Source organism: Campylobacter concisus, assembly GCF_002913225.1.
Taxonomy (GTDB): domain Bacteria; phylum Campylobacterota; class Campylobacteria; order Campylobacterales; family Campylobacteraceae; genus Campylobacter_A; species Campylobacter_A concisus_J.
Window position 1 is genome coordinate 183,669 of sequence record NZ_PPAW01000015.1, and the last position, 23,802, is coordinate 207,470.

Sequence of the window (23,802 nt, forward strand, 5' to 3'; positions counted from 1 at the left end):
TAAAAATTTGAGCAAAGTCAAGATAAAATACAAAGCTTAAATAAAATTTAACAGAGGCAAAAATGTTTGGAATGAGTTTTTCTGAGATCTTGGTCATCGCCGTGATCGCTGTGCTAGTTTTGGGCCCTGACAAGCTGCCAAGCGCTATGGTGCAGATCGCCAAATTTCTAAAGATGTTTAAAAAAGGTATAAACGACGCAAAATCAACATTTGATCAAGAAATGAAGATAGCCGAGCTCAAAGAAGACGCTCAAAAATACAAAGAGAGCATAACTCAAAGTGCGCAAAGCGTGCGTAAAAAGCTCACATTTGAAGAGCTTGACGAGATCAAAAAAAGTGCAAGCGACGTCACTGAGAGCATTCAAAATGTCGTAAGCGACACGAAAAAAACGGTAGAAAATATAAAAAATCCAACAAATTTAGTTAAAGATGCGATCTTAAACGATAAAAAAGAGGCGTAATGTTTGAAGAGCTAAGACCCCATTTGATCGAACTTAGAAAGAGGCTTTTTATAAGCATAGTAAGCGTTTTTGTCTGTTTTGGCATCTGTTTTACATTTTGGAATCCACTGCTTGCATGGATGAGTGAGCCGTTAAAGCAGGTCTTGCCAGCTGGCTCAAACATCATCTTTACACAGATCCAAGAGCCATTTTTTACTGCGATGAAGGTCGCCTTTTTTGCTGGCTTGGTGCTTGCTTTGCCTATCATTTTTTGGCAGTTTTGGCTATTTGTCGCACCTGGACTTTATGATAATGAAAAAAAATATGTGATCCCATTTGTCCTCTCTGCTTCATTTATGTTTGCGTGCGGGGCGGCATTTTGCTACTACGTGGTCATCCCGCTTGGCTTTACATTTTTGGTAAATTTTGGCGGTCAGCTCTTTACAGCACTTCCAAGCATAGGCGAGTACGTGGGCTTTTTCACGAAACTGCTGATCGGCTTTGGAATTTCATTTGAGCTGCCAGTTATTACATTTTTCTTAGCAAAGATCGGTCTAGTCGATGACAAAATGCTAAAAGAGTACTTTAGATACGCAGTGGTCGTCATCTTTATCTTTGCAGCCATAGTGACACCTCCTGATGTAATAAGTCAAATTTTAATGGCAGTGCCGCTCATCGGACTTTATGGAATTTCTATCATCGTAGCCAAAAAAGCTGGTAAAAGCGATGAGGACGAAGATGAGAAAAAAGAGGACGTCAAAGAGCAAGTTGACGCCGACAGCGACGATGAGTGATATAAACGACATCTCAAGTTATGATTATTTTCTGCCTAGTGAGCTCATCGCAAAAGAGCCAGTTTTGCCAAAAGAAGAGGCAAGATTGCTAGTTTATCTTAAAAAAACAAAAGAGATAAAACACTATAAATTTAAAGATCTAGCCAGCCTCATCCCAGATGACGCGGCAGTCATTTTTAACAATACAAAGGTAGTTAAGGCCCGCATTTTAGGGCACAAGCAAAGCGGCGGAGCCTGCGAAGTGATGCTAAATCAGCCAGTTGGTGATAATAAATTTAGCGTCTATATAAGGGGCAGAGTAAGTGTCGGTAGCGTTTTAAATTTCGCTGATGATATAAAGGTAAATGTTCTTGAGCTAAATGATGATGGCTCAAGGGTGGTAAATTTCACCAAAAATGGCGTTATTTTAGATACGGCGCGACTTTTTAGCGAGCTAGAAAAGATCGGCCACGTCCCACTTCCGCCATACATAAAAAGAGCCGATACAAAGGACGATGAGAGCTGGTATCAAAGCATATTTGCTAAAAATAGCGGCGCAGTGGCAGCTCCAACAGCTAGTCTGCACTTTAGCGAGCAGATGCTAGAGAGAATAAAGGCAAAGCACGAGGTCGCCTACATCACGCTTCACGTGGGCGCTGGGACATTTAAGGGCGTGGAGTGCCAAAACATAAATGACCACAAAATGCACTCTGAGTTTTACGAGCTAAGCAAAAAAGCTCAAGAGATCATAAGCTCAAATAAGCCCATCCTTGGCGTTGGCACGACAGTTACTAGATGCGTTGAAGAATTTGCTAGAAGCAAGCAGCCAAGCGGCTTTTGCAAGCTATTTTTAAATCTAAACAATAAGCCTATCAGACAAAACTACCTTTTAACAAATTTTCACCTACCAAAATCAACGCTGATAATGCTAGTTACTAGCTTTATAGGGCTTGAAGAGACGATGAGGATTTACGAAACGGCAGTTAGCGAAAAGTATAGATTTTACTCTTATGGCGATGGGATGCTTGTGATATGAAAAATGTCGATTTTGTCGCGCAAATGGAGCTTTTTTTAGAGGCACTTTTTAAGGACGCAACCACTAGAGATAACGCCATCGTCTTTAACTACAACCCAAACTACCCACGCTATCTAAGCTTTGAAGCACACAAGCTAATAGGCGCGATCAAAAATTTAAGCAAATTTTACCTAAATAGCGTTAGCAACTCAAAATTGCTCATATCCTTTACTCTAGTAAGCTATAGCCTAAGTTTGGTGCATTTTGACATACATATAAGATGCACTTCATGCCCGCAAAAGCCAAATGAGAGGCTAGTAAAAGAAGCTGGCGAGCTACTAAAAGAGCTAAATGCCAAGATGAGTAAAGCAGAGGACGGCTTTAATATAAACATAAGCGTGCCACTGCCAAAAAGTGGGACATTTAAAAGGCAAAGCGTGGAGATAGCCAGCCTTCTAGGCAAAAATGCGATCATAGCTTGCGATGATGAAAATTTATTTTTAACGCTAAGTCATGAGCTAAGCTTTACTGGGCTAAAGCTCAGCAAACAAAAGAGCTTTGAGAGTTTAAATTTGCACATAAAAGATGCCATTTTTAAGCCAGACATCATCTTCGTGCAAAAGGAGTATCTAAGCGACAAAACAAGGCTTGACGAGATGCTAACTTATCAAAAGCTTAAGAATTTCTACATCGTCATCATCAGCAAGGATGAAGCAAAAAGCATCAAAAGCGAGAAGATGACTACACTTAGACAGCCATTTACTAGCGATAGTTTGCACGAGACTTTGGGGATAGTGGCTAGGAATTTATAAAATTTTTAGGTATCTCTTTAAGATAATGGTGGCTGAAACGCTATCAAGCCTGCCATCTCGCTTTGTATTTGTGTAAATTTCACTTGCCTCGCTGCTACTAAAGGCCTCGTCTTGATAGACGATATTAGCCTGCACGTCAAGAAGCGAGACAAAGTGCTCTATGCGCCTTCTCATCTCATCCTCACTACTACCACCGATCGGAACGCCCACCACTAGCGTGTTTGGAGCGTATTCATTTACTTTTTGGCTCACATCTCTTGCGGCTTGGTTGCGGTTTTTTCTAAGAACTGGCTCAAGCGGTGTCACGACCTCGCCAAAACCAAAAGCAAGCCCTATGCGCTTTAGTCCAACATCGATCGCCATAAATTTCTCTCTCATAGCGCGCTTTTCACTCTTAAATTTGAAATTTCAACCAGCCCATCAAGCTCGTACTCGTAGATGATCTCGCCAAATTTAGACAATGCTTCATCAAGGCTAACTCCGTTTTTGCAAAATTTCAAGATCTCATCGCTTGTTTTTTCTTGCTCTTTTACCTCACCAAAAAGCGAGGCAAATTTAACGTAATCATCGATAAGCTCGGCCTTTTTGCTAGCTAGCAAGGCATTTGTCCCATTGCTATCATTTATGCGCTGCGGCAGGACAAAGAGAGGGATTTTAAGCTCATTTGCCAGTCTTGCACTTTGCATAGAGCCGCTTCTTAGATCAGCCTGAGCGACAACCAGAGCTTGTGCAAGCCCCACAACTATGCGGTTTCGCTCTAAAAACCTATAAGCGATCGGTGGCTCGCCATCGTCATACTCGCTTAGAGCCAAGCCTTTTTCATAAATTTCTTTTATCGGCGCCCTATTTTGAGCTGGATAGATGATGTCAAGCCCATTTGCAAAAACGCCGATGGTTCGTGGCATGGCGGCTTTATGAGCTGTGATATCCACACCGATAGCCCCACCACTCACCACGCAGACATTTGCACTTTTTAGCGCTGCACAAAGTGCTATGACACACTCTTTTGTATAGACACTTGCCTTTCTTGAGCCAACGACTGCGACTTTTGGCATACTAAGAAGCGAGGTGTCACCTATGAAATTTAGCTCTTTTGGGGGATTTTTTAGCCTATTTAGCGCCTCTGGGATGATTTCAAGCTTCATAAAATATCTTTTAGATAAACAACTTCTACATCTTTTAAGATGTTGTTTTTGCTAGCTTTTATCACTGCGATCGTATTTTTCTTTGGATGTCCGATGGCGATCGCGTAGCCCCTTTTTTTGGCTAAATTTACAGCGGCTACAAGCTCTCGCCTAACCGCACTAGCCGATGGATCATCATCTAAAAATATATCTCTTGAAATGTAAGGTTGATTATATTTTTTCGCAGCCCTTGCCACGGCTGTTTGAGCGATCGTCTTACTATCAACAAAGATAAAGCCCTGCTCTATCAGCGCTCTATATGCCTTATCCATCGCGTCATAATCACTTGTAAATCGTGATCCTGTGTGGTTGTTTGTATATTTTGCACGCGGAAAGTCTCTTCGTATCTTTTTTATCTTCTCAAGCATACTCTCAAAGCTCTCATTTACCGTGAGCGTGCCTATCTCTGGGCTATCAAAGTGCTTTGCCTGCATCGGCAGATGTATCATATAAAACTCAAACGACCTAGCGATCGAAGGTGTATCTGGGTGAGTTTTTGTAGCTGGAAAAATGGACGGCGTTATCTTTAGACCGATTGATTTTACCATGCTAGCGTGCTCAAAAGTCGCCACATCATCGATTATTAGCACCAGCTTCGCGCGCCCTTTTACGCTGCTATTTGGAGTAAATGGCACAACCGCAAAGTCATCTTTTTTAGCATTTTCTTTTTGCGGTTTTTCGCTGTAAATTTGCTTCTTGTCTTTTTTGCCAGGCTCAATCCCGCTTTTTTTAGCAGGTTCTGGTTTTAAAATTTCACTATGCTTTAAATTTTCTTTTATGCTTAAATTTGCTTCAGCGCTTTTGTTTTGCTCTGTTTTTGCATCTGCTTTTACTTCATTTTTGCCTGCGTAAAATGGCTCGATTATTTGCTCGACCTTTTGCTCAGGCTTTTCTTCACTCTTTGCTTCAGAGCTTGTATCTACGCTACTTTGCATATTTTTATATAAATTTGCAAGCAAATTTTTAGTATCATTTTGCTCTTTTTTTGGCTCTTCTTTTTTAGCTTCTACTTTTACTTCAGGTTTTATCTCAGGAGTTATCTTTTTTTGCTCTTTTGGCTCAGTTTTTGGCTTTAGAGCAAGTTCGCTTTTGTGTTTAGGATCGGTAAAAATTTTACTTAAATTTTCATCTTCATCAAATTTTAGAGGGTATTTTCTCTTCTCATACTCTTGTTTTTTATCTTTGCTAGCAACTTTTTGCTCAGCTTTTTTTGAAATTTGCTTCTCGCTCTTTGGCTCATTTACCTTGCTTATCTGCTCAACATCTTTGTTTTTGATGCTAAGAGCTGCGATGAGTGCCACTATCAAAATAGCAGCGATGACGCCGATACCAAGGAAAATTTTATTATGAGAGCGACCTGCACTCTTTTTTGCAGGACGCTTCTTTGTAGTCTTTTTTTCGCTCAAGGCTTAGTTTTTGCTTTGATCTATAAGTTTGCCGTTAGTTATCCAAGGCATCATTGCACGAAGTTTTTTGCCAGTTTTATTTAGCAAGCTTCTCTCAGCTATACCGCGCTCAGCGTTCATTCTAACATATCCTGCTTTTCTCTCTAGGATGAAGTCTTTTGCAAATTTACCATTTTGAATTTCTCTTAAAACTTCTTTCATAGCTTTTCTGCTCTCTTCGCCAACTACTCTTACGCCGCTTACGTAGTCGCCGTATTCAGCTGTGTTTGAGATAGAGTAGCGCATATCAGCCATGCCGCCTTGATACATTAGATCAACGATTAGTTTTAGCTCGTGCAAGCACTCAAAATACGCCATCTCAGGCTCATATCCAGCCTCTACAAGCGTATCAAATCCAGCATTTACAAGTGCACAAAGACCACCGCAAAGCACAGCTTGCTCGCCAAATAAATCTGTTTCAGTTTCATCTTTAAATGTTGTCTCAATGATGCCAGTTCTACCGCCACCTATACCGCAAGCATAGCTTAGAGCGATCTCTTTAGCCTTTCCACTTGCATTTTGCTCAACAGCGATAAGATCAGGTATGCCACCACCTCTTAAAAATTCGCTTCTAACTGTGTGTCCTGGAGCTTTTGGAGCGATCATAATGACGTCTATGTTTGCTGGAGCTTTTATCTGTCCAAAATGAACATTAAAACCATGTCCAAATGCGATAGCAGCGTGATCTTTTAAATTTGGCTCGATCTCATTTTTATAAATTTCAGCTTGAAGCTCATCTGGTGTTAGGATCATAACTACATCAGCGCCTTTTGTAGCTTCGCTTACAGTTTTTACTTCAAAGCCTTTTGCCTCAGCTTTTGCCCAGCTTTTGCCACCTTTTGCAAGACCGATTACGACACTTACGCCATTGTCTCTTAAATTTTCAGCGTGTGCGTGACCTTGCGAGCCAAAGCCGATGATTGCTACTTTTCTACTCTGAATAAGGCTTAAATCGCAGTCTTTATCATAATAAACATTTATAGCCATTGTTTCTCCTGTTGTTAAAATTTGGCGAAATTATACATTTTAGCAACAAAAACGTTGCTGAAAAAGAGCAAAAAAGTATCTTTAAGTTTTATGCTGCAGCTTTTTGCTATAATGTGACAAAATTTTTAACCTAAAGAGTCACTTTACATGAATGAATCAATTTTTAAAAAAATCAAAGCGCTTCCGCCACTAGACGACACTGTCATACAGATCCAGCGCCTACATGCTGACGAAAATAGCTCGATAAATGACCTCACAAAAGTGGTCGAAAAAGACCCTATGCTAACAGCAAATATTTTGCGTTCAGCAAATTCACCACTTTACGGATTTTCTCAAGAGATCACAACTATCGCAAGAGCCATTTCACTTTTTGGCATGGCTACTATCCGCGGTTTTGCGCTATCAAGTGCCATTAAAAAGACCTTTTCTATAAATTTAGAGCCGTATGACATTACCGCACAAGATTTTTTAAATATCTCAATCATGCAAAATGCTTTGATGTATCACTGGTACTCTAAGATAAAACCTAAAAATCTAGAAATTCTCTCTCCTGCTTCATTTATGCTGGAAGTTGGCAAGATAGTTTTAGCACATGAGCTCACAGAAAATAACCAAGTTGCCGAGTTTAAAACAAAGTTAAAACAAATTTCATCTACCTATGATCTTGCGCTTTTAGAGTCTGAAATTTTAGACATCACAAACGAAGAGGTTACAGCTAAAATTTTTGAGCAGTGGAATTTAGAGATCGAGCTTGGAAATTCTATCCTCTACTCAAACACTCCAGAAGAAGCACCTGATCATATAAAAGAGTGCGCAAGAGCACTAAAAGTAGTAAAAACAGCGGTTAATATCTTTAACCAGCTTGATGATGTGAGCGTAAATAACGCAACACTTCTTATAAACGAATATGGCTTTGAGAGAGATACATTTTTAATGGCTGTTAGCAAAGTCAAAGACAATTTGTGAAAGAATTTTTAACATCACTTCTCGTTGGCATCAAAGAAAAAGAGGTATCAAACGAAGATAAAGAGGTCTTGCGTAATCTCCTAAACCTTGGTGCCATAAGCTTACATAAAGATAAATTTTACCTAAACAACGGCTATGTCTGCGGTAAGCTAGACATCAGCCAAAATGCAACTGGCTTTATCATGCCATTTGACAAGCGCTTCAAGCAAGATATCATCGTAGAAAATAAAAATTTAAACAACTCCCACCTTGGCGATATCGTGTTAGCAAAGCTTTTGCCACTTAAGAAAAAACGCCAAAGTGCTAAGATAGTGATGAGCCTAAAGCTTGCAAATGAGACAAGCGTGGTCTATACAAAACGCTTTGGGGCGGCCATTTTAGGGGTAAATTTAAAAACAGGGCTAAGCACAACCCTAAAAGCAACGCAAAAAAGCCTAAAGATGCTCCCGCTTGGGACGCTACTAAAGATAAACAACCTAAACAACGAAATAGTCGAGGTTTTAGGAAATTTAGAAGACCCGCTAAGCGATGAGAAAATTTCGCTTGCTATTTATAATAAAAATGATAAATTTAGCGAGGCTTGCGAGCTTGAAGCAAAGGCATTTGGTGATGAAGTCGATGCTAGCATGTATCCAAACAGGGTTGATCTAAGAAATTTAGATTTTTGCACGATCGATCCAGTCGATGCTAAAGACTTTGACGATGCCATATATTTTGATGAGAAAAAGCGTGAAATTTACGTAGCAATCGCCGATGTAAGCGAGTATGTGACCGCGTATAGCGCCATTGATAGCGAGGCTAAAAAAAGAGGCTTTTCTATCTACTTTCCGCACATCTCAGTGCCGATGTTGCCGCGAGCGCTTAGTGAAAATATCTGCTCGCTAAAGCCAGACGTGCCGCGCCTTGCATTTTGTTTTAAAATTTCACTCGATGCAAACAACGAGGTAAAAAAAGAGGAGCTTTTTGAGGCGATAATCCTTTCAAAAAGGCGCTTTAACTACGATGAGATCGATGAAATTTTAGAGGGCAAAAGAGAGTGTGAAATTTCATGGATCAAGCCACTTTTTAAACTCACCACAAAGCTTCGCAAAAAAAGGCTTTTGCACGCGTTTGACTTCAGGACAAAAGAGCTTAGAATGAGCCTTGATGAAGAGGGTCAAATTTCACAAACTAGGTTTGAAAGCGACTCTGATTCACATAGACTAGTCGAGGACTGCATGCTTTTAGCAAACAAAGCTGCTGCTAAGCTCATCACAAAGGGCGTTTTTAGAAACCACGCATCGCCTGATTTTAAAAAGATAGATACCTTGCTTGAAGACCTGCAGCTTTTGGGGCTTGACTTTACCTACGAGAGCGACCTTGCAAATTTGATAAGAAAGATCCAAGCAAAGGCCGATGAGCTGGGCAACCGCGAAGAGATAGATAAGCTCATCATCAAGTCTCAAAAAAAGGCTGAATACTCAAGTGAAAATTTAGGCCACTTTGGGCTTGGATTTGATAGATACACGCACTTTACAAGCCCTATTAGACGCTATTCTGACCTTATTTTACACAGACTTTTAAAGGCTAAAATTTCAAAAGATGAGAAGCTTTACAACTTCTTGCTTTTAAACATCCAAAGCACATGTGCAACCTTAAGCGAGCTTGAAAGAGAGGCCGACAAGGTAGCCTACGACTTTATGGATAGGAAATTTGCACGCTGGGCAGCCGCAAACATCGGCAAAGAGGTGCGTTGCTACGTGAGCGAAAACCAAAATGTCTTGGTTGCCAAGCTTGATGATTATTTCGTTGGAGCTAGGATTTTCATCACTGGATACAGCGCAAATTTACTTCAAAAGCTTGTCGTAAAGATCACAGAGGCCGACATCGCGAGTGCTAAAATTTTTGCAAAAGTGGTAAGAAAGATCGATGTATAGAAAAGATTTGGAGCTAAATTTAGCAAACGCAAATTTAAGCAACTACTTCTTGCTTTTTGGCGCGGACGAGTTTCAGATTGAGCTTTTTGGCAAAGAAATTTTGAGCTTTTATGCAAGTGAAGATGCAAATTTATTAAGCCTTTATTTTGACGAATACAACTACGCGCAAGCAAGCTCTCACTTAAGTGAGCAGTCGCTTTTTGGCGGCAAAAATATCCTCTATGTAAAAAGCGACAAAAAGATCCCAGCAAAAGAGCTAAAAGAGCTCATCTCACTTTGTTCAAAGAGCCAGGACAACTACTTTTTGTTTGAGCTTTATGAAGCTGATATGAAGCTAGTTTTTGATACGCAAAAGGCTTTTGGGGCAAATTTTGCTAGATTTTTCAAGCCTTCAAACCCAGATGAAGCGATAAATTTATTAGCCAAAAGCTCGGCTAAGATAGGCCTAAACATAACCAAAAACGCACTTTATGAGCTTTATTTTACACATAATGAAAATTTATACCTTGCAGCAAGCGAGCTGACAAAACTAAAGAGCCTAAACACCCACATCGAACAAGACGATGTAAAAAGGCTGGTCTTTGGACTTGGCGGGATAAATTTTGATGATTTTTTCAATAAATTTATGGCTCTAAAAGATATAAAAAACGACTTTTTTACCTACCTAGAAGATCCAAATTTTAATGAAATTTTACTTCTAAACTCACTTTACAAAGCATTTTTTAGGCTATTTAAAATTTACTCTTACATAAAGATAAATGGCTGCTTAAATTTAGACGAAGCGATCGGTTATCAGCCGCCTGTAAATGTGGCAAATTTACTAAAAGCAAATAGCTTAAAGCTAAGTTTAAATGCCTATTTAGAGATATTTAAAACCCTAAATTTAGCCGAGCTAGAGCTAAAAACAAATACAAAAATGGATAAAGAAATTTTCGTCTTATCAACCATTTTAAATCTGCAGCACCTCATATCAACAGCAAATATTAAGTAAATTTAAGCTAAAATCCACCCTTGCTTAATGCAAAATCCTTGCTCACAAAGTGAGCTAAATATCCATAAGGAGAAAAAATGAAACATTACGAGCTTTTATTCATTCTTAAGCCGACATTGACGGAAGAGGAAGTTAAAGCTAAGGTTGATTTCGTAAAAGAAGTCATAACAAAAAACGGCGGCGAGATCGCTACTGTCGTTGAGATGGGCACTAGAAAACTAGCTTATACCATCAAAAAATATGAGCGTGGAACATATTTTGTTATCTATTACAAAGCTCCACCAGCACTTCTTGCAGAGCTTACAAGAAACGTAAGAATCACAGAAGATATCATAAGATTTTTAAGCGTTAAATATGAAAACAAACGCGAAATTGCAGCTTGGGAAAGACTTTGCAAAGGTATCAAGCAAACTATAAAAAAAGAACCTCGCGAGCCAAGAGCGCCACGCGAGCCAAGAGCTGAAAAAGTAGACGAGCAAACATTTACAGAAGAATAATCAAGGATAAAAAATGTTCAATAAAGTAGTATTAGTTGGAAATTTAACCAGAGATATAGAGCTTAGATATACTACTAGCGGCGTTGCCATAGGAAATTCTAGTATAGCTGTGACACGCAAAATCACCTCAAATGGGGAAAGAAGAGATGAGACTTGCTTTATTGATATATCATTTTTTGGCAAGAGTGCAGAGATAGCAAACCAATATCTCAACAAGGGATCGAAGCTGCTTATCGAAGGAAGACTCAAATTTGATCAGTGGACCGACAATAACGGACAAAATCGCTCAAAACACTCTATCGCCGTTGAGAGCATGGAAATGCTTGGCTCAAATAACCAAACGCAACAAGGCGGATACTCTATGAATAGCCAAAATAGCGGTGGCTACGGACAGCAAGGCGGATATCAAAATAACCAATATAACCGCCAACAAGAAGCTAGACCGCAAGCTGCTCCGCAAAGAAAGCAAGAGAGTTATTCAGAAGTTCCTGATATAGACGTTGATGCTGATAGTTTCAACAATGAAGAAATACCGTTTTAATTTTAAAGGATAAAAAATGGCAGAAAAAAGAAAATATTCACGCAAATATTGCAAATTTACAGAAGCAAAGATTGATTTTATAGACTACAAAGACACTTCACTTTTAAAGTATTGCTTGTCAGAGAGATTTAAAATCATGCCAAGACGCTTAACTGGCACATCAAAAAGATATCAAGAGATGGTAGAAAAAGCGATCAAGAGAGCTCGCCACGCAGCTATCATACCTTACATAGTTGATCGCAAAGACGTAGCTTCAAATCCTTTTGAAGGTCTATAATCCATAAATTTTTAGCCCTATCTTGGGCTAAAATCTTTTAAATTTAACTCTTAATTTTTACTATTTCTAAGTTTTTATAAAATTTGCTCATCACAATCTTAAATTTATTAACATTTTAAAATCACCAAGCTAGCCAAATTTATTTAGATGTTGTCTGGTTTTTAAATTTACGTCTTAAATTTATCATGCTTTTATAAAAAACTTTTTATAAATTTACTAGCTGATTTTTAAATTTTATAAGCATTTCAAAACCATCAAACTAGCCAAATTTGCCTAGATGTTGTTTGGCTTTTAAATTTACATATTAAATTTCATCAAGTTTTTGAAAGCTTTTTCATAAATTTCACTCACTGAATTCTTAAATTTATGCGCCACTTTTAAACAACAAATATTCCACAAAGGTTTTTAAATTTGGCTACGCAGTTTTATATTATTTGCAAGTTAAATTTAGAACTTGTCCATGAAATTTTCGCCGCACAACAAAAATGCTAGAGAATACAAAATAAAATTTAAAATTAAAAAATAGCAAGTTAAAAATGGATAATAAATTTAGGGGCAAAGCGCCCCTAGTTTTAGTAAAGACCAAAAGTTCCGTCTGTTCTTTTGTAGATGACGCGCATTTTGGCATCGACATCGTTAAATACGTAAAATTGTTTATCGCTTGATTTTAGTTTATCAAGCGCTTCTTCTACCTCAAGAGGTTTGTAAATTTCAAGCTCCATAGGCACGATCTCTTCGACACCTTCGATCTTTTCTTCACCTATTCTAGAGCGAAATTCTTTATCATCAGCCTTACCTTTTACTGTAAATTTCTTATCGTGCTCTCTTCTTAAAACTTTTGAAGCCTTTTCGATAGCAAGATCTATCGCCGCATAGAGATCTTTATCTTTTTGGCGAACGACTATCGTGTCTTTGTGAGCCATATTTAGAGAAAATTCTGCATTAAAGCCCTTTTTACCTTGCTTTTCATCTGCTCCTACTACGCATCTTGCTGAGATGATGTCAAGGTTGTACTTGCCAAGGGTGTCAAAAGCGTCTTGGATATAGTTTTTGATGGGCTCTGTTAGCTCAAATTGTTTTCCTACAATGCTTATGTTCATCGCAATCTCCTTTATAGAAAGTAAGATGATTATAACACGGCGAAACTAAAAGCAAATTAAAGTAAAATCTTTATAAAATTTTAAAGTTTTTGAAGAGTTCGTTTGTGAAAATTTATAGGATTTGAGGCTTTTCCCGGTTTTGAGCTGACAAAGACATCGAGCATTATCGTGCCTTGATTTGCTCCTTTTACTATAACAGCATCTTTGTTTTTACAAGCATCTCCCATATCGCCAAAATATTTTACAAATACTTTAAAGGTAAAGAGGTCGCCAAATTCGCCAGTTATAGCTTGGTCATTATTTCCAATGCAAGTAGTACTAAAATCATTGCTTATAATGGCCAGTATGGCATACTCAGTCGCCGCACGAGCCACTAGCTCACTTTGTTCTCTTAGATAAATTTCGCTATTTTGCTTAACTGAAGTGCTAGCGATCGAAAGAGCTAGCATACAAATAGAGCTTGCGATCACTACAAAAAATATCGCCGCAATGAGTGTAAAACCTCGCCTCATCAATAAACCGCCTTTGACTTGCAGATGGTTATCTCTGAGTTTTTTGCCCTCATGCAAAGTTTTAGCACGATGACACCATTTTTTTCAATAAAGACAAATCTCGTAACATTTTTAGCAAGGGTTGCCTTTTCGCCGTTTTTATAGCCCTGACCCATCCATGGACGATAGTCGTAGTATAAATTTAGATCAAAGACGCCATTTGCAGTATCTTTTAGATCAGCGCTTTGCTCTGGTACTATGGCGTTTGCAGTGTAGGCTAGATGATACTGCTCTGAAATTTGCTTGTTAGCAAATCCTGAAATTTCTAGAGTATTGCCATCAGTGCTTTTTACGCCAACTTTTGCTATATCTAAATTTAGATTATCTTTATATCCAAAAGAGTTTTGCACATCATAATAAACATCAGAAAATATCGCTACAACGCCACCATCTTTATTTTCAAAATCCACACATCCACTCGCATCATCTTTGCAAGTTAGGTCTTTTATGGTTTCAATGACTTCGGTGGCGAAATTACTTCCAGGACTTATCAGACCAGTTGTTGGCGAGCTATTAGCAAGATCCACATAGCCACTATATCTGCCTGCTTTATTACCAGAAGGCACGTCATTAAAAATTTCATACGCATAAGGGATAAATTCTAAAATTTCATAGCCACTATTTAAATTTACCCTGCTATCGTTTAGTGGCAAAAACCCTCCACTAGGTTTTCTAGCGATCACGCTTGGCTTTATGCGGTGCTCTAGCCTCTTTGAAATTTGCTCCAGTGCGATCTCTGTTTGCGTCTCGAGCTCATTTACCGTCCTTGTTTGAAAGTAGTTTGAGTAGATGTTCATCATTGCATTAAAGCTCATCATAGCGATGATGCCAAGGATGACTATGACGATTATAAGCTCAAGGAGCGTAAAGGCTCTTTTCATTTCCACACTTTCGTATTTAGCGAGCCACTCTCGCCTAGGTTAAAAGCGTAGGCTTTTAGCACTGATGTCGTCTCTTGTTTTGTGTCATTTTTATATGCAGTAGCAGTTACAATTATCTCTTTTACATCACTGCTTTTTAGTGGTAAATTTGGCTTAAAGTCTCCATTGCCATTTTTTATTGTAGCGTTATATTCTGAACCGACGATATAGTCTCTAGTTTGATTTGCCGTGTTTAAATTTTTATTTCTTTTGCTGTAATAATCTACCGACCTTATCGATGTATCAGGTGGCTCAAGGTCTGGTGAGTTTTCATAGGCAAAAACTCTGTGCCCATCGCCTGTTATTTTGTTTATCTTATAAAATTCATTTCTTTGATCACCTGGCTTTAAGATGATAGGAAAGAAGTAAGCTGTCTCAGCACTAGCACTAACGTTTGAGGCTTTTATGATCCTATTACTAAAAGGAGCTTTTAAGATAAGTCCTATATAGGTTTTAGCATTCATCAAGCTCTCTTGTGTAATAGCCTTTTGATTTAGCTCGGATGTCGTTTTTAAAACCAGAGGTATTGAAATGCTAACGATCGCCACGACGATGATAGATAGGATAAGCTCTATAAGAGAAAAGCCTCTTTTTACCAAGAAATTCTCCTATTTGTCTTATCGCTTAGATCGTTAAAGTTATTTTCACCACCTACAACATTTCCCACGTCGCCTTTATCTGAGCCACTTTTTAGTGTTTTACCTGCCCAGTCACCATTTGGCACGAGAAATCTCACATTAAAGTCGCTTGTCACTGCATTTTTATCAAATTCATTATATATTTGCCACTCTCTTGCATGCATTTTAACCACATCAGTGACTGCTTTTGGATTGCTTATAAAGATAGTTTGAACTCCGTCTTGGACAGCACTTACATTATTTCTTAAAATGGTTTCACTAATTTTATTTGTAAAACTAAAATCTGAAAAAGCAAGCATACTTGCTCTATAGCGTGGATTAACAAACCAAAAAGGAGCCGATGGAAATTCTTGCCATGTCTCTCCAGTTGTTTGGTCTTTCATATATTCATTTTTGTCACACCCATTGCAATAAGCTCCATAGTAAATTTTCGCTATAAATCCTAGATACGAACCCTCATAATATGGAGCATAGACCCTGCCATAGTAAAGTTTAGCAGATGTTTTTTCGCTAGGGCTTGGTTTTGTATATGGCGCACTGCCTAATTTTCCATCGCTTATGCTTTTAAATCCAAAGTCATCACTTGAGACTGTGAAAGGATTTTTCGCAAGATTTACCTTTCTAGCAAAGTTAAAATAAACCTCAGCAGTCGCTTTACCATCTTTAAACGCACTCTTATCAACATAGAACATTCCTTTTGTCGCAGTTGGCCCAATGCTCTTTATTGTCCTTGAAAAAGGTACCTGAAAGAATAAAATTTCATCATTTGCTTTTTCAAGCGTGCCAGCATTTCCATCATTATCTGTGTAGTTTAATGGCACTTGATCAAGCCCTATATCAAAACTAGTGACATTAGCATAGCATCCGTCTTTATAAAAAGTTGCAGTGTCGCGGTTAAATAGCCTTGCTACAACGTCAAAAGTCACTTTCACCTTTTGATGATAACTACTATCGATATAGGTAACACTATCGCTTGGTATTATTTTTAGATTACTTATCTCAAGATCTTCTGGCTTAAATTGAAATAAAATATTATTTCCTTGTCTTATCGCCATATCGCAACCAACCCTACCTTCGTTGTCTGGGTCTTTACTAGGGTCATTCTCGCTTGAGTCTCTCACGCAGTCATCTGCTCTTGGACTTACATGCTTATCGTTTCTAGTATAGCTTGTATCTTTTATCTCAAAGTATGCATTACCTATATCAGAAAACGAAAATGGTTCTTCAGCCCCAGAAGAATTTAATCTAAAAATATTACCGATGGCTTTATTCTCTTTATCAAAAACAACTTTTAGTCTATTGTCGCTCACTAACCCTGAAGCATCACAACCGACTAAATTCATAGGATGAAGACCGGCAACTTCATTTGAATTGCTTATGCCATCTATCGTATTTATATACCCTTTTGCTATTACGTCATCACTTGTTAAAGCAGCGAGCTTGTAGTTTGTATATGATTTTCCACCTACAAGGTCGAGATTTTTTCTTACAACAGCATTTAAATCTGTGTCATATACAGCAAAATAACTAGGTCTAACAGCAAAGTCATCTAAATTTTCGCACGCTACGATCTTGGTCTGTGTCGCAGGAGTGACTTGTGAGGCTCTGGTATGTGAAATTCTAAATTTAAGGCTCTTATATGCCTTATCTACCTTGATGCCCTCTAGTAAGACCTCGCTTTTTTCATTAAATTTTACATCATCTTTTTTATATAGATTTTTATCTTCGCCTACATATAAACTTGTATCATCATCACAAGATTTAACTAACTCTACCTTTACATCTCCAACCAAAGAATTTGGCTCTTTTTTGCTACCGTCTTCTCCGTAGTTTGTTATATATACATTAAAAGGCTTTCCTATTATTTGAGTAAGAAGTCTATTTTTATTCTTTCCGCTTCCATCGTCTTGATTAGTGCTTGGCACAAAGTCATTAGGCTCATCGTCTTCCATTTTTATATTATAAGAGTAAGGATCGCATTTTTTTATATACGTGTCATAAGGCTTTAATTGTATAGTGCTATTTTCGATTGTAGCTTTGTAGCTATTTTCTGCAAATTTAGAATCAAGTTTCGTATCAAAAACCATATAAGAAAAATTGCTAAAATTTGCATTTAGAGAGCCACCTTCGCCTGTAACTGCATTTGCACCATGTCCGACAAAAAATGTTAAAACATTATTACTCGCCCTTTGTAAGCCAGTATTATCACTAATGATCCTCCCATAATATGGATCACTCTCAGAAAAAGAAGAATTTGCAGTAATCTTTATCGCTGCTGATGAGTTTTCAACATATGTCTGACTTGGATCTATTTTTACTTTTAAAGCAATATTTTGAGCCAACTCATTTGTAGGATTAGTTAGCTTTAAGATAGTTCTTAAAGTAGTGCCTTTTGGCAAATTTGTGCTGATAGATGAGTTTTTTACCAGTGGTGTAAAGCTTGCTTCATTTGGCTTTTTATAGCTAATATCTTCCATATAACATAAACTTGGTCTATACACGCGAGTAGAAAAAGCCACAAGAGCTAAATTTATAGGCTCACTATTTACTCCACCATAGTTATTTTCGGCAACTGTAAATTTCATATTAACTTTTCTTAGTTCCGGATACATAAAATTTGATACATTAAAGACATCTAGGTCTAGCTGATTATTATAAATTCTCTCAGGGTTCATCAGTTTGTCAAATTTTGTAAAAGACGAGTTAAATTGATTATTTATCGGGCTTTTTACATTATATACCGTATCGCTATTGCCATTATTATCAAAAGGCAAATACGGTTTTTGTATCTGTATCTTTTCTCCATCTACTTCACGCTTAGAACCAAGGGCAAAAACTGTCAGTGATGCATCCATGTTTCCACTTCTTGGCATATAAATATTATCAAAACTTATATCATAACTATTAGTATGAACAGTAGGAGAGCTATTTTCTTTTATCGGTTCTGGTGCCAACATCTTAAGACCATCATATATAGTTATCATCTTTGGTTCTATGTTATTTTCTATGGCAGTTTCATCATCAAAATCATATATGATAAGCAAAGTCCAACCAGCATATTGTGAAGGAGAGTATTGATCCCAGTAGCCGTTGTCATTTTCCCCAAGAAAATATGAAAGCACACCCGTTCTACACCAAGACAAATCTCGAATCGCACCAAAACGGTTATATACATATGGATCATTTATATCTATAAAATCACAAGTCCCATCAACAGAAGTAGCTCTTATATTTCCAGCTGCAAATGTCCTACTTGCATTTGATTCACCAAAACTCCCTTTTACCTCTTTCGTCACATCTGCACTCGCTGTATAAAGATAAGTTATACCAGCTTTAATCGGTGTCCATTGGTGACCAATATTAGGAACCCACGACGCATCCATTAAAGCATCATACGACATTGACTTTGGACGATACTCACTAAAAGAACCAAACCATCTTACATCTTCTGGTTTGGCATCTATCGTTATCACTTGCGAATTACCAGGGACTTTAAAATCTATCTGTGAGTATCCCTTTAAAAATTTCATAGCATTTGAATAAAAATTTATACCACTATCTGCTGTATCGTATGGAACATTCCAGTTTTGTGTTATAGCTCCAGCCCAATAAAGCCTAGCATATACTATGTTTTTGCCTGTTAGGTGTTTTTGAATATGGCTAACTTTTTCACTAAAGTCAAAAGTGGATTGCTCTGAATTTTGACAATAAGAAGGATCATTTGGATAGTATTTAAAATAAGTTTGGCAAATTTTAGAGCTATTTGCAGGGAAATTTGCATTATTTATGAAAGTTTTATTTACAAGACCAGATGCAGCTCCGCCACTAAAGCTGTATCCTTTATTATAAGGTGATTCATTTGGCAGCATAATAGTTGCACCAATAACAGCCATATCTCCATTTACCCTAGTGATATTTTTGCCGTCTATCTTTCTTATAGTAATACCATCTTTGGCATTATTATCTAACGCTCCTACTAAAGGTTCCGCATCTATCAATGGCTTTCCTTGACTATTATAGCCTGTTACAAATGAATAAAGATAGTATCCATCATTTGCAGTGCCACCATTATTTGCATCCCCACCAGAGAAACTTGTCGTATACATACTCCATGTTCTATCAAGTTTTTTTATACAATGTGGGATATTTTTAGAATAGCCAAATTTATCTTCTTCGTCATCTATCATACATTTATAGCTTATATTGCCAAGTGGGGAGAGGTTGCAACCGAAAGAAATTTTTTCACTTGGCGTACACTCTCTAACTGCAGAAAAACTAAATGTAACAACAAAACAGAGTAGATATACTATCCTACGCAAGAAAATGCCCTCCTTATAACAATAACAAATCAATCATTGATTTTATAGATGTTTTACTGCTTTTGTATGAAATTTTCTATCATTTCAGCTTGTCCGTATTGTGGATATTTTGTAACGTCAAGCACTACTTGAGATAAAGTCATATTGTCCATATTACAAACGATAGGAGCTACGAAATTCACGGTTGATTTTTCAAGCGGAAGCGCAACTACGATGATGTTGTAAATTCTAAGTTGCGAACTCTCTTTAATGTCCATAAGCTCTTCGTAGTAGCTTGGGATGTCAAATTCATAACTTCTTAACGCGAAAGGATTTATCATTGTAAAAGACGTTTCGTCATCTTTGCTTGCTAGCTTAACAAAAAATTTATCGAGCTCAATAAGTTCCATCGTCTTGATATGCTCGAAGCCTAAAATAGGGCTTTTAACACTAAAAATCATACTAACTCCTGTTTTGTAAAATTGCCTTATTTTAGCATAGTTTTAAAAAATTTATACAAAAATAATGCCAAAAAATGTAAAATAAGCGAATTTAAAATTTTTAAGGAAAAGCATGAAAAAATTTTCTAAATTTCTAGCAGTCGTAGCTCTTTTAGGGCTTTTTAGTGGTTGTGCTGAAAAATACACCGAACTTTACAATCTAACTCCAGACGAGTGGTACGCTCAGGTCATCGCTGATATCAAAGATGGCGACTTGGAGTCAGCTGATAAACACTACGTTTCAATGGCTAGCGAGCACGTTGCAAGCCCACTTTTGGAGCAAATTTTACTCATCCTTGCCCAAGCTCACGCAAATGACGAAGAGTATCTCATGGCAAATCACTATCTTGATGAGTACATCAAAAGATACGGCGACAACGGCCCAAAAACAGAATTTGCCCAGTACCTAAAGATAAAAGCAAATTTTGACTCATTTACCCAGCCAAACCGCAACCAAAAGCTAATGGAGGATAGCGTAACTGAGATCGAGAAATTTCTTTATATGTATCCAAATACCGAGTATAAGCCGCTTATCGAGACCATGCTCATCAAATTTAAGCTAGCTCTTTACTTCTTAGATATGCAAATAGCAGATCTTTACAAGAGAACTGGCCGTGACGTTTCGGCTAAAATTTACGAGCAAAAGCTAGAAGAGTCGCCATTTAGAAGCTCTGATCTTATCAAACCTGACGTGGCATGGTATAGAAAACTGTTTGAATAGGAGAAATTTTGCAAATAAACGAAAACAAAGGCTTCCCAACTGAGATCCCTATCATAGTTGAGGATGAGCTATTTTTATATCCATTTATGATAACACCGCTTTTTTTAAGCGACGAAGAAAATTTAAAAGCGCTTGAACTTGCCATACAAGGTGAAACGCCGATCCTTGTCGTGCCTACAAAGCCCCAGCAAGACGGCGCTAGAGACTTTGACGGCATCTATGACGCAGGCGTTATCGGCACGATAATGCGCCGTGTGCCACTGCCTGACGGACGCGTAAAAGTGCTATTTCAGGGCATCGACAAAGGTAAAATTTTAAAACAATCAGGCATAAACCCACTCCGTGGCATCGTCGATATGCTCCACGTCAAGCGCCCATCACAGGTCAAAACTGACGCTCTCATCGTAGTTTTAAGAGAAAAAGTAAGAGAGCTTTCGCAGTTTAGCCACTTTTTCCCGCCTGATCTTTTAAAGACGATCGAAGAGAGTGCTGAGGCGATCAGGGTTTGCGACCTAGTCTCAAGCGCGCTTCGCCTAAAAAAACAGATCGCTTATAGCTTTTTTGTCGAAGAAAATTTAGAACAGCGCCTACTAAAACTCATCGACTACGTCATCGAAGAGATCGAGGCAAACAAGCTTCAAAAAGAGATCAAAAATAAGGTTCATTCAAAGATCGACAAGACGAACAAAGAGTACTTTTTAAAAGAGCAACTAAAGCAAATTCAAGCTGAGCTCGGAGCGGACACGAGCCGTGAAGAGGAGCTTGAGGAGTATAATAAAAAGCTTGATGCGAAGAAGAAATTTATGGCTGAGGATGCCTATAAAGAGATCAAAAAACAAATAGATAAGCTCTCTCGCATGCACCCAGACTCAGCTGACGCAAACACCTTGCAAAGCTACCTTGATTGGGTGCTTGAAATTCCATTTGAAAACATAGCTAAGAAAAAGTCCTCTATCACTGAAGTGAGCAAGCATCTAAATGCCGATCATTATAGCTTAGAGAAGCCAAAAGAGCGCATAGAGGAGTATTTTGCCTTGCGTGAGCTTTTGGAGCTTAGGGGTGTTGGCGAAAAGGTAAATAACGGCGCCATTTTATGCTTTGCAGGCCCTCCAGGCGTGGGTAAAACAAGCCTTGCAAACTCGATCGCAAAGGCGTTAAAGCGCGAGCTAGTCAGGATCGCTCTTGGCGGACTTGAGGACGTAAACGAGCTAAGAGGTCACCGCCGCACCTATATAGGCGCTATGCCAGGCCGCATCGTGCAAGGGCTCATAGAAGCCAAGCAGATGAATCCAGTGGTTGTACTAGATGAGATCGACAAGGTTGGCAGAAGCTACAGAGGCGACCCGACTGCTGTTTTACTTGAGATTTTGGACCCAGAGCAAAATAATAAATTTAGAGACTACTACCTAAATTTCAACATCGATCTTAGCAAGATCATCTTCATCGCCACAGCAAATGACGTGAGCATGATACCAGCCGCACTTCGCGACAGGATGGAGTTTATCGAGCTTAGCTCATACACCCCACAAGAGAAATTTGAGATCGCTAAAAAATATCTCTTGCCTCAAGAGCTTAAAAAGCACGGCCTAAAACCAAGCGACGTTAGTATCAGCAAAGAGGCACTTGAGCTAATAATTAGCGACTACACAAGAGAGAGTGGCGTGCGAAATTTACGCCGCAGGATCGCTGACATACTAAGAAAAGTCGCCAAAAATATCCTCACCAAAAAGAACGAAGGCAAGATCAGCGTCACGGCTAAAAATTTAAAAGAGTTTTTAGAAAAAAAGGTCTATGAGATCGAGCCAGCGGATAAAAAAGATCAGATCGGCTTGGTAAATGGCCTCGCGTGGACTAGTGTCGGTGGCGACGTGCTAAGGATCGAGGCTATCAGGATCCAAGGCAAAGGCAATATGCAGATCACCGGTCAGCTAGGTGACGTGATGAAAGAGAGCGCTCAGATCGCATTTAGCGTGGTAAAAGTGCTGATAGATAACAAAAAGCTAAAAGTGCCGATGGCTATCGTGCCAAAATTTGATGATGACAAGCACAAGCTAGAAGCCAGCGACGTTTATAGACGCTACGACCTTCACTTGCATGTGCCAGAAGGTGCTGTGCCAAAAGATGGCCCAAGCGCTGGCATCACGATGGCAACTGCGATCGCATCGATACTAACTGACACAAAGGTCAAACACGACATCGCAATGACTGGCGAGATCACGCTAACTGGCAGAGTTTTACCTATCGGCGGACTAAAAGAAAAGCTTATAGCCGCTCACAAAGCTGGCATCAAAACAGCTCTAATACCTCGTAAAAACTATGACCGCGACCTTGTCGATATCCCAGCCGAGGTAAAAGCTGATATGAATATCATCGCCGTTGATACGATCGATGATGTACTAAAAAACGCTCTTGTAGCCAAAAAATAATCCCTACTCTAGCCCCATTTTGTCTCACTTGGGGCTAGAGAAATTTATAAATTTTGACAATCCTAAAACCCAAATAAAAAGTCATATAGCGCATAGATGTAGTTAATAATTTAAATAACATAACACATGCGACACACTAAAAAACAAATTTTAAAATTTATGAGCGAGCGTATCACGACTCTAAATTTATAAAATTAGTAAATTACTAAGGCGAGCAAGTAAAGTTTAAAATTTGTAAAATTGCTTTGCTAAATCAAGTGAGTGTCAAGTAAATTTTAAAATTTCATTAGCGAGCAATTTCGGCTCTAAAATTTGAGCTAAGCGGCAAGCGAAGCCAAATTTTAGTATGTAATTCTTGCGAGTGAGTGGAATTTTAAAATTTATGAAATAGTAAATTTATTTTTAAAATCTGTAATTTAAATTTTAAAATTTATGAGCGAGCATATCACGCTTCTAAATTTAGTGGCGAATATTTATGAGCCCTAAATTTAGTAAGCTGCTAGGGCGAGTGAGTAAGATTTTAAAATTTGTTTTGCGATATAAATTTATTAAAAAAGGAGACAAGGGGACTTGAGTTACGAGGCCGTCCCCTTATCCCCCTTTTTAATCCTCCAATCCCCTCGCGCGTTAGAAGTGCATGCTTCAGTGCTTTGCACTGCATGCGTTTTTGTGTTAGACGAGTATATGTCAAATTTTAAAATTTCATGAACGAGTAATTTTAGTAGCCAACTCTTGCGAGTGAATGGAATTTTAAAATTTATAAGAAGGCTTTATTGAATTTGTAAATTTATTTTATTCAAAGGG

At 38.3% G+C, this 23,802-nt stretch carries 22 protein-coding genes; 12 read left to right on the forward strand and 10 right to left on the reverse strand.

From position 1 onward, the window contains the following. Nucleotides 1-62 precede the first annotated feature (62 nt). The 4 genes from tatB to CYP26_RS03410 are packed head-to-tail and all read left to right on the forward strand — an operon-like array spanning nt 63 to nt 3,040. Entirely contained in the window at nt 63-461 is a 399-nt protein-coding gene (tatB, locus tag CYP26_RS03395) for a Sec-independent protein translocase protein TatB (RefSeq protein ID WP_035142300.1), read from the forward strand. After that, a complete protein-coding gene (gene tatC / locus CYP26_RS03400; protein WP_103630368.1) occupies nt 461-1,234 on the forward strand; it encodes a twin-arginine translocase subunit TatC in 774 nt (257 codons plus the stop codon). Before tatB ends, tatC begins: the two co-directional genes overlap by 1 nt. Then, nucleotides 1,227-2,249: a tRNA preQ1(34) S-adenosylmethionine ribosyltransferase-isomerase QueA gene (gene queA, locus CYP26_RS03405; RefSeq protein WP_103630369.1), complete on the forward strand. Its 1,023-nt coding sequence runs from the start codon at nt 1,227-1,229 to the stop codon at nt 2,247-2,249. Before tatC ends, queA begins: the two co-directional genes overlap by 8 nt. Next, the gene (locus tag CYP26_RS03410; protein ID WP_103630370.1) at nt 2,246-3,040 is read left to right on the forward strand and encodes a hypothetical protein; all 795 of its coding nucleotides are present in this window, start codon (nt 2,246-2,248) and stop codon (nt 3,038-3,040) included. Before queA ends, CYP26_RS03410 begins: the two co-directional genes overlap by 4 nt. On the opposite strand, the gene ruvX is transcribed toward CYP26_RS03410, so the two are convergent. From ruvX to ilvC, 4 genes are read right to left on the reverse strand one after another with little or no spacing between them, the layout of a single operon-like run. Continuing rightward, complete coding sequence (gene ruvX, locus CYP26_RS03415) at nt 3,035-3,418, reverse strand: Holliday junction resolvase RuvX (protein ID WP_004317765.1); 384 nt, start codon at nt 3,416-3,418, stop codon at nt 3,035-3,037. The genes CYP26_RS03410 and ruvX overlap by 6 nt on opposite strands. Then, a complete protein-coding gene (locus CYP26_RS03420) occupies nt 3,415-4,185 on the reverse strand; it encodes a DNA-processing protein DprA (RefSeq protein ID WP_103630371.1) in 771 nt (256 codons plus the stop codon). Before CYP26_RS03420 ends, ruvX begins: the two co-directional genes overlap by 4 nt. After that, nucleotides 4,182-5,630: a divergent polysaccharide deacetylase family protein gene (locus CYP26_RS03425; RefSeq protein ID WP_103630372.1), complete on the reverse strand. Its 1,449-nt coding sequence runs from the start codon at nt 5,628-5,630 to the stop codon at nt 4,182-4,184. Before CYP26_RS03425 ends, CYP26_RS03420 begins: the two co-directional genes overlap by 4 nt. A gap of 3 nt (nt 5,631-5,633) precedes the next feature. Continuing rightward, on the reverse strand, nt 5,634-6,656 hold the full coding sequence (gene ilvC, locus CYP26_RS03430) for a ketol-acid reductoisomerase (protein WP_004317771.1): 1,023 nt from the start codon (nt 6,654-6,656) through the stop codon (nt 5,634-5,636). A gap of 147 nt (nt 6,657-6,803) precedes the next feature. Here ilvC and CYP26_RS03435 point away from each other — a divergent pair, with 147 nt between their 5' ends. From CYP26_RS03435 to rpsR, 6 genes are all read left to right on the forward strand, one after another. Then, a complete protein-coding gene (locus tag CYP26_RS03435) occupies nt 6,804-7,622 on the forward strand; it encodes an HDOD domain-containing protein (RefSeq protein WP_103630373.1) in 819 nt (272 codons plus the stop codon). Further along, nucleotides 7,619-9,538, forward strand: coding sequence for an RNB domain-containing ribonuclease (locus tag CYP26_RS03440; RefSeq protein WP_103630374.1), 1,920 nt, complete (start codon nt 7,619-7,621; stop codon nt 9,536-9,538). The genes CYP26_RS03435 and CYP26_RS03440 overlap by 4 nt, the downstream gene beginning before the upstream one ends. Then, nucleotides 9,531-10,529 (forward strand): DNA polymerase III subunit delta, encoded by a 999-nt coding sequence (holA, locus tag CYP26_RS03445; RefSeq protein ID WP_103630375.1) that lies wholly within the window; start codon nt 9,531-9,533, stop codon nt 10,527-10,529. Before CYP26_RS03440 ends, holA begins: the two co-directional genes overlap by 8 nt. Before the next feature lie 77 nt (nt 10,530-10,606). Next, complete coding sequence (rpsF, locus tag CYP26_RS03450) at nt 10,607-11,026, forward strand: 30S ribosomal protein S6 (protein WP_004317779.1); 420 nt, start codon at nt 10,607-10,609, stop codon at nt 11,024-11,026. A 13-nt stretch (nt 11,027-11,039) separates the two neighbouring features. Continuing rightward, on the forward strand, nt 11,040-11,567 hold the full coding sequence (locus CYP26_RS03455; RefSeq protein ID WP_021087759.1) for a single-stranded DNA-binding protein: 528 nt from the start codon (nt 11,040-11,042) through the stop codon (nt 11,565-11,567). A 16-nt stretch (nt 11,568-11,583) separates the two neighbouring features. Beyond that, complete coding sequence (rpsR, locus tag CYP26_RS03460; RefSeq protein WP_087582546.1) at nt 11,584-11,844, forward strand: 30S ribosomal protein S18; 261 nt, start codon at nt 11,584-11,586, stop codon at nt 11,842-11,844. 572 nt (nt 11,845-12,416) lie between these two features. On the opposite strand, the gene hpf is transcribed toward rpsR, so the two are convergent. The 6 genes from hpf to fliW all read right to left on the reverse strand — a co-directional run bounded on the left by hpf (nt 12,417) and on the right by fliW (nt 19,812). Continuing rightward, entirely contained in the window at nt 12,417-12,944 is a 528-nt protein-coding gene (hpf, locus tag CYP26_RS03465) for a ribosome hibernation-promoting factor, HPF/YfiA family (RefSeq protein WP_004317788.1), read from the reverse strand. An 80-nt stretch (nt 12,945-13,024) separates the two neighbouring features. After that, the gene (locus CYP26_RS03470; protein ID WP_103630424.1) at nt 13,025-13,456 is read right to left on the reverse strand and encodes a type II secretion system protein; all 432 of its coding nucleotides are present in this window, start codon (nt 13,454-13,456) and stop codon (nt 13,025-13,027) included. Next, complete coding sequence (locus CYP26_RS03475; RefSeq protein WP_103630376.1) at nt 13,456-14,376, reverse strand: prepilin-type N-terminal cleavage/methylation domain-containing protein; 921 nt, start codon at nt 14,374-14,376, stop codon at nt 13,456-13,458. Before CYP26_RS03475 ends, CYP26_RS03470 begins: the two co-directional genes overlap by 1 nt. Then, complete coding sequence (locus CYP26_RS03480; RefSeq protein ID WP_103568605.1) at nt 14,373-15,014, reverse strand: type II secretion system protein; 642 nt, start codon at nt 15,012-15,014, stop codon at nt 14,373-14,375. Before CYP26_RS03480 ends, CYP26_RS03475 begins: the two co-directional genes overlap by 4 nt. Further along, nucleotides 15,008-19,372, reverse strand: coding sequence for a hypothetical protein (locus tag CYP26_RS03485; RefSeq protein WP_141090079.1), 4,365 nt, complete (start codon nt 19,370-19,372; stop codon nt 15,008-15,010). Before CYP26_RS03485 ends, CYP26_RS03480 begins: the two co-directional genes overlap by 7 nt. A 53-nt stretch (nt 19,373-19,425) precedes the next feature. Continuing rightward, nucleotides 19,426-19,812, reverse strand: coding sequence for a flagellar assembly protein FliW (gene fliW, locus CYP26_RS03490; protein ID WP_021087648.1), 387 nt, complete (start codon nt 19,810-19,812; stop codon nt 19,426-19,428). A gap of 112 nt (nt 19,813-19,924) precedes the next feature. Between fliW and CYP26_RS03495 the strand changes: the two genes are divergently transcribed. Together CYP26_RS03495 and lon are read left to right on the forward strand one after the other, a co-directional pair. Continuing rightward, a complete protein-coding gene (locus tag CYP26_RS03495) occupies nt 19,925-20,572 on the forward strand; it encodes an outer membrane protein assembly factor BamD (protein ID WP_103630378.1) in 648 nt (215 codons plus the stop codon). Between the two features lie 8 nt (nt 20,573-20,580). After that, the gene (lon, locus tag CYP26_RS03500; protein WP_103630379.1) at nt 20,581-22,998 is read left to right on the forward strand and encodes an endopeptidase La; all 2,418 of its coding nucleotides are present in this window, start codon (nt 20,581-20,583) and stop codon (nt 22,996-22,998) included. Nucleotides 22,999-23,802: the final 804 nt, after the last annotated feature.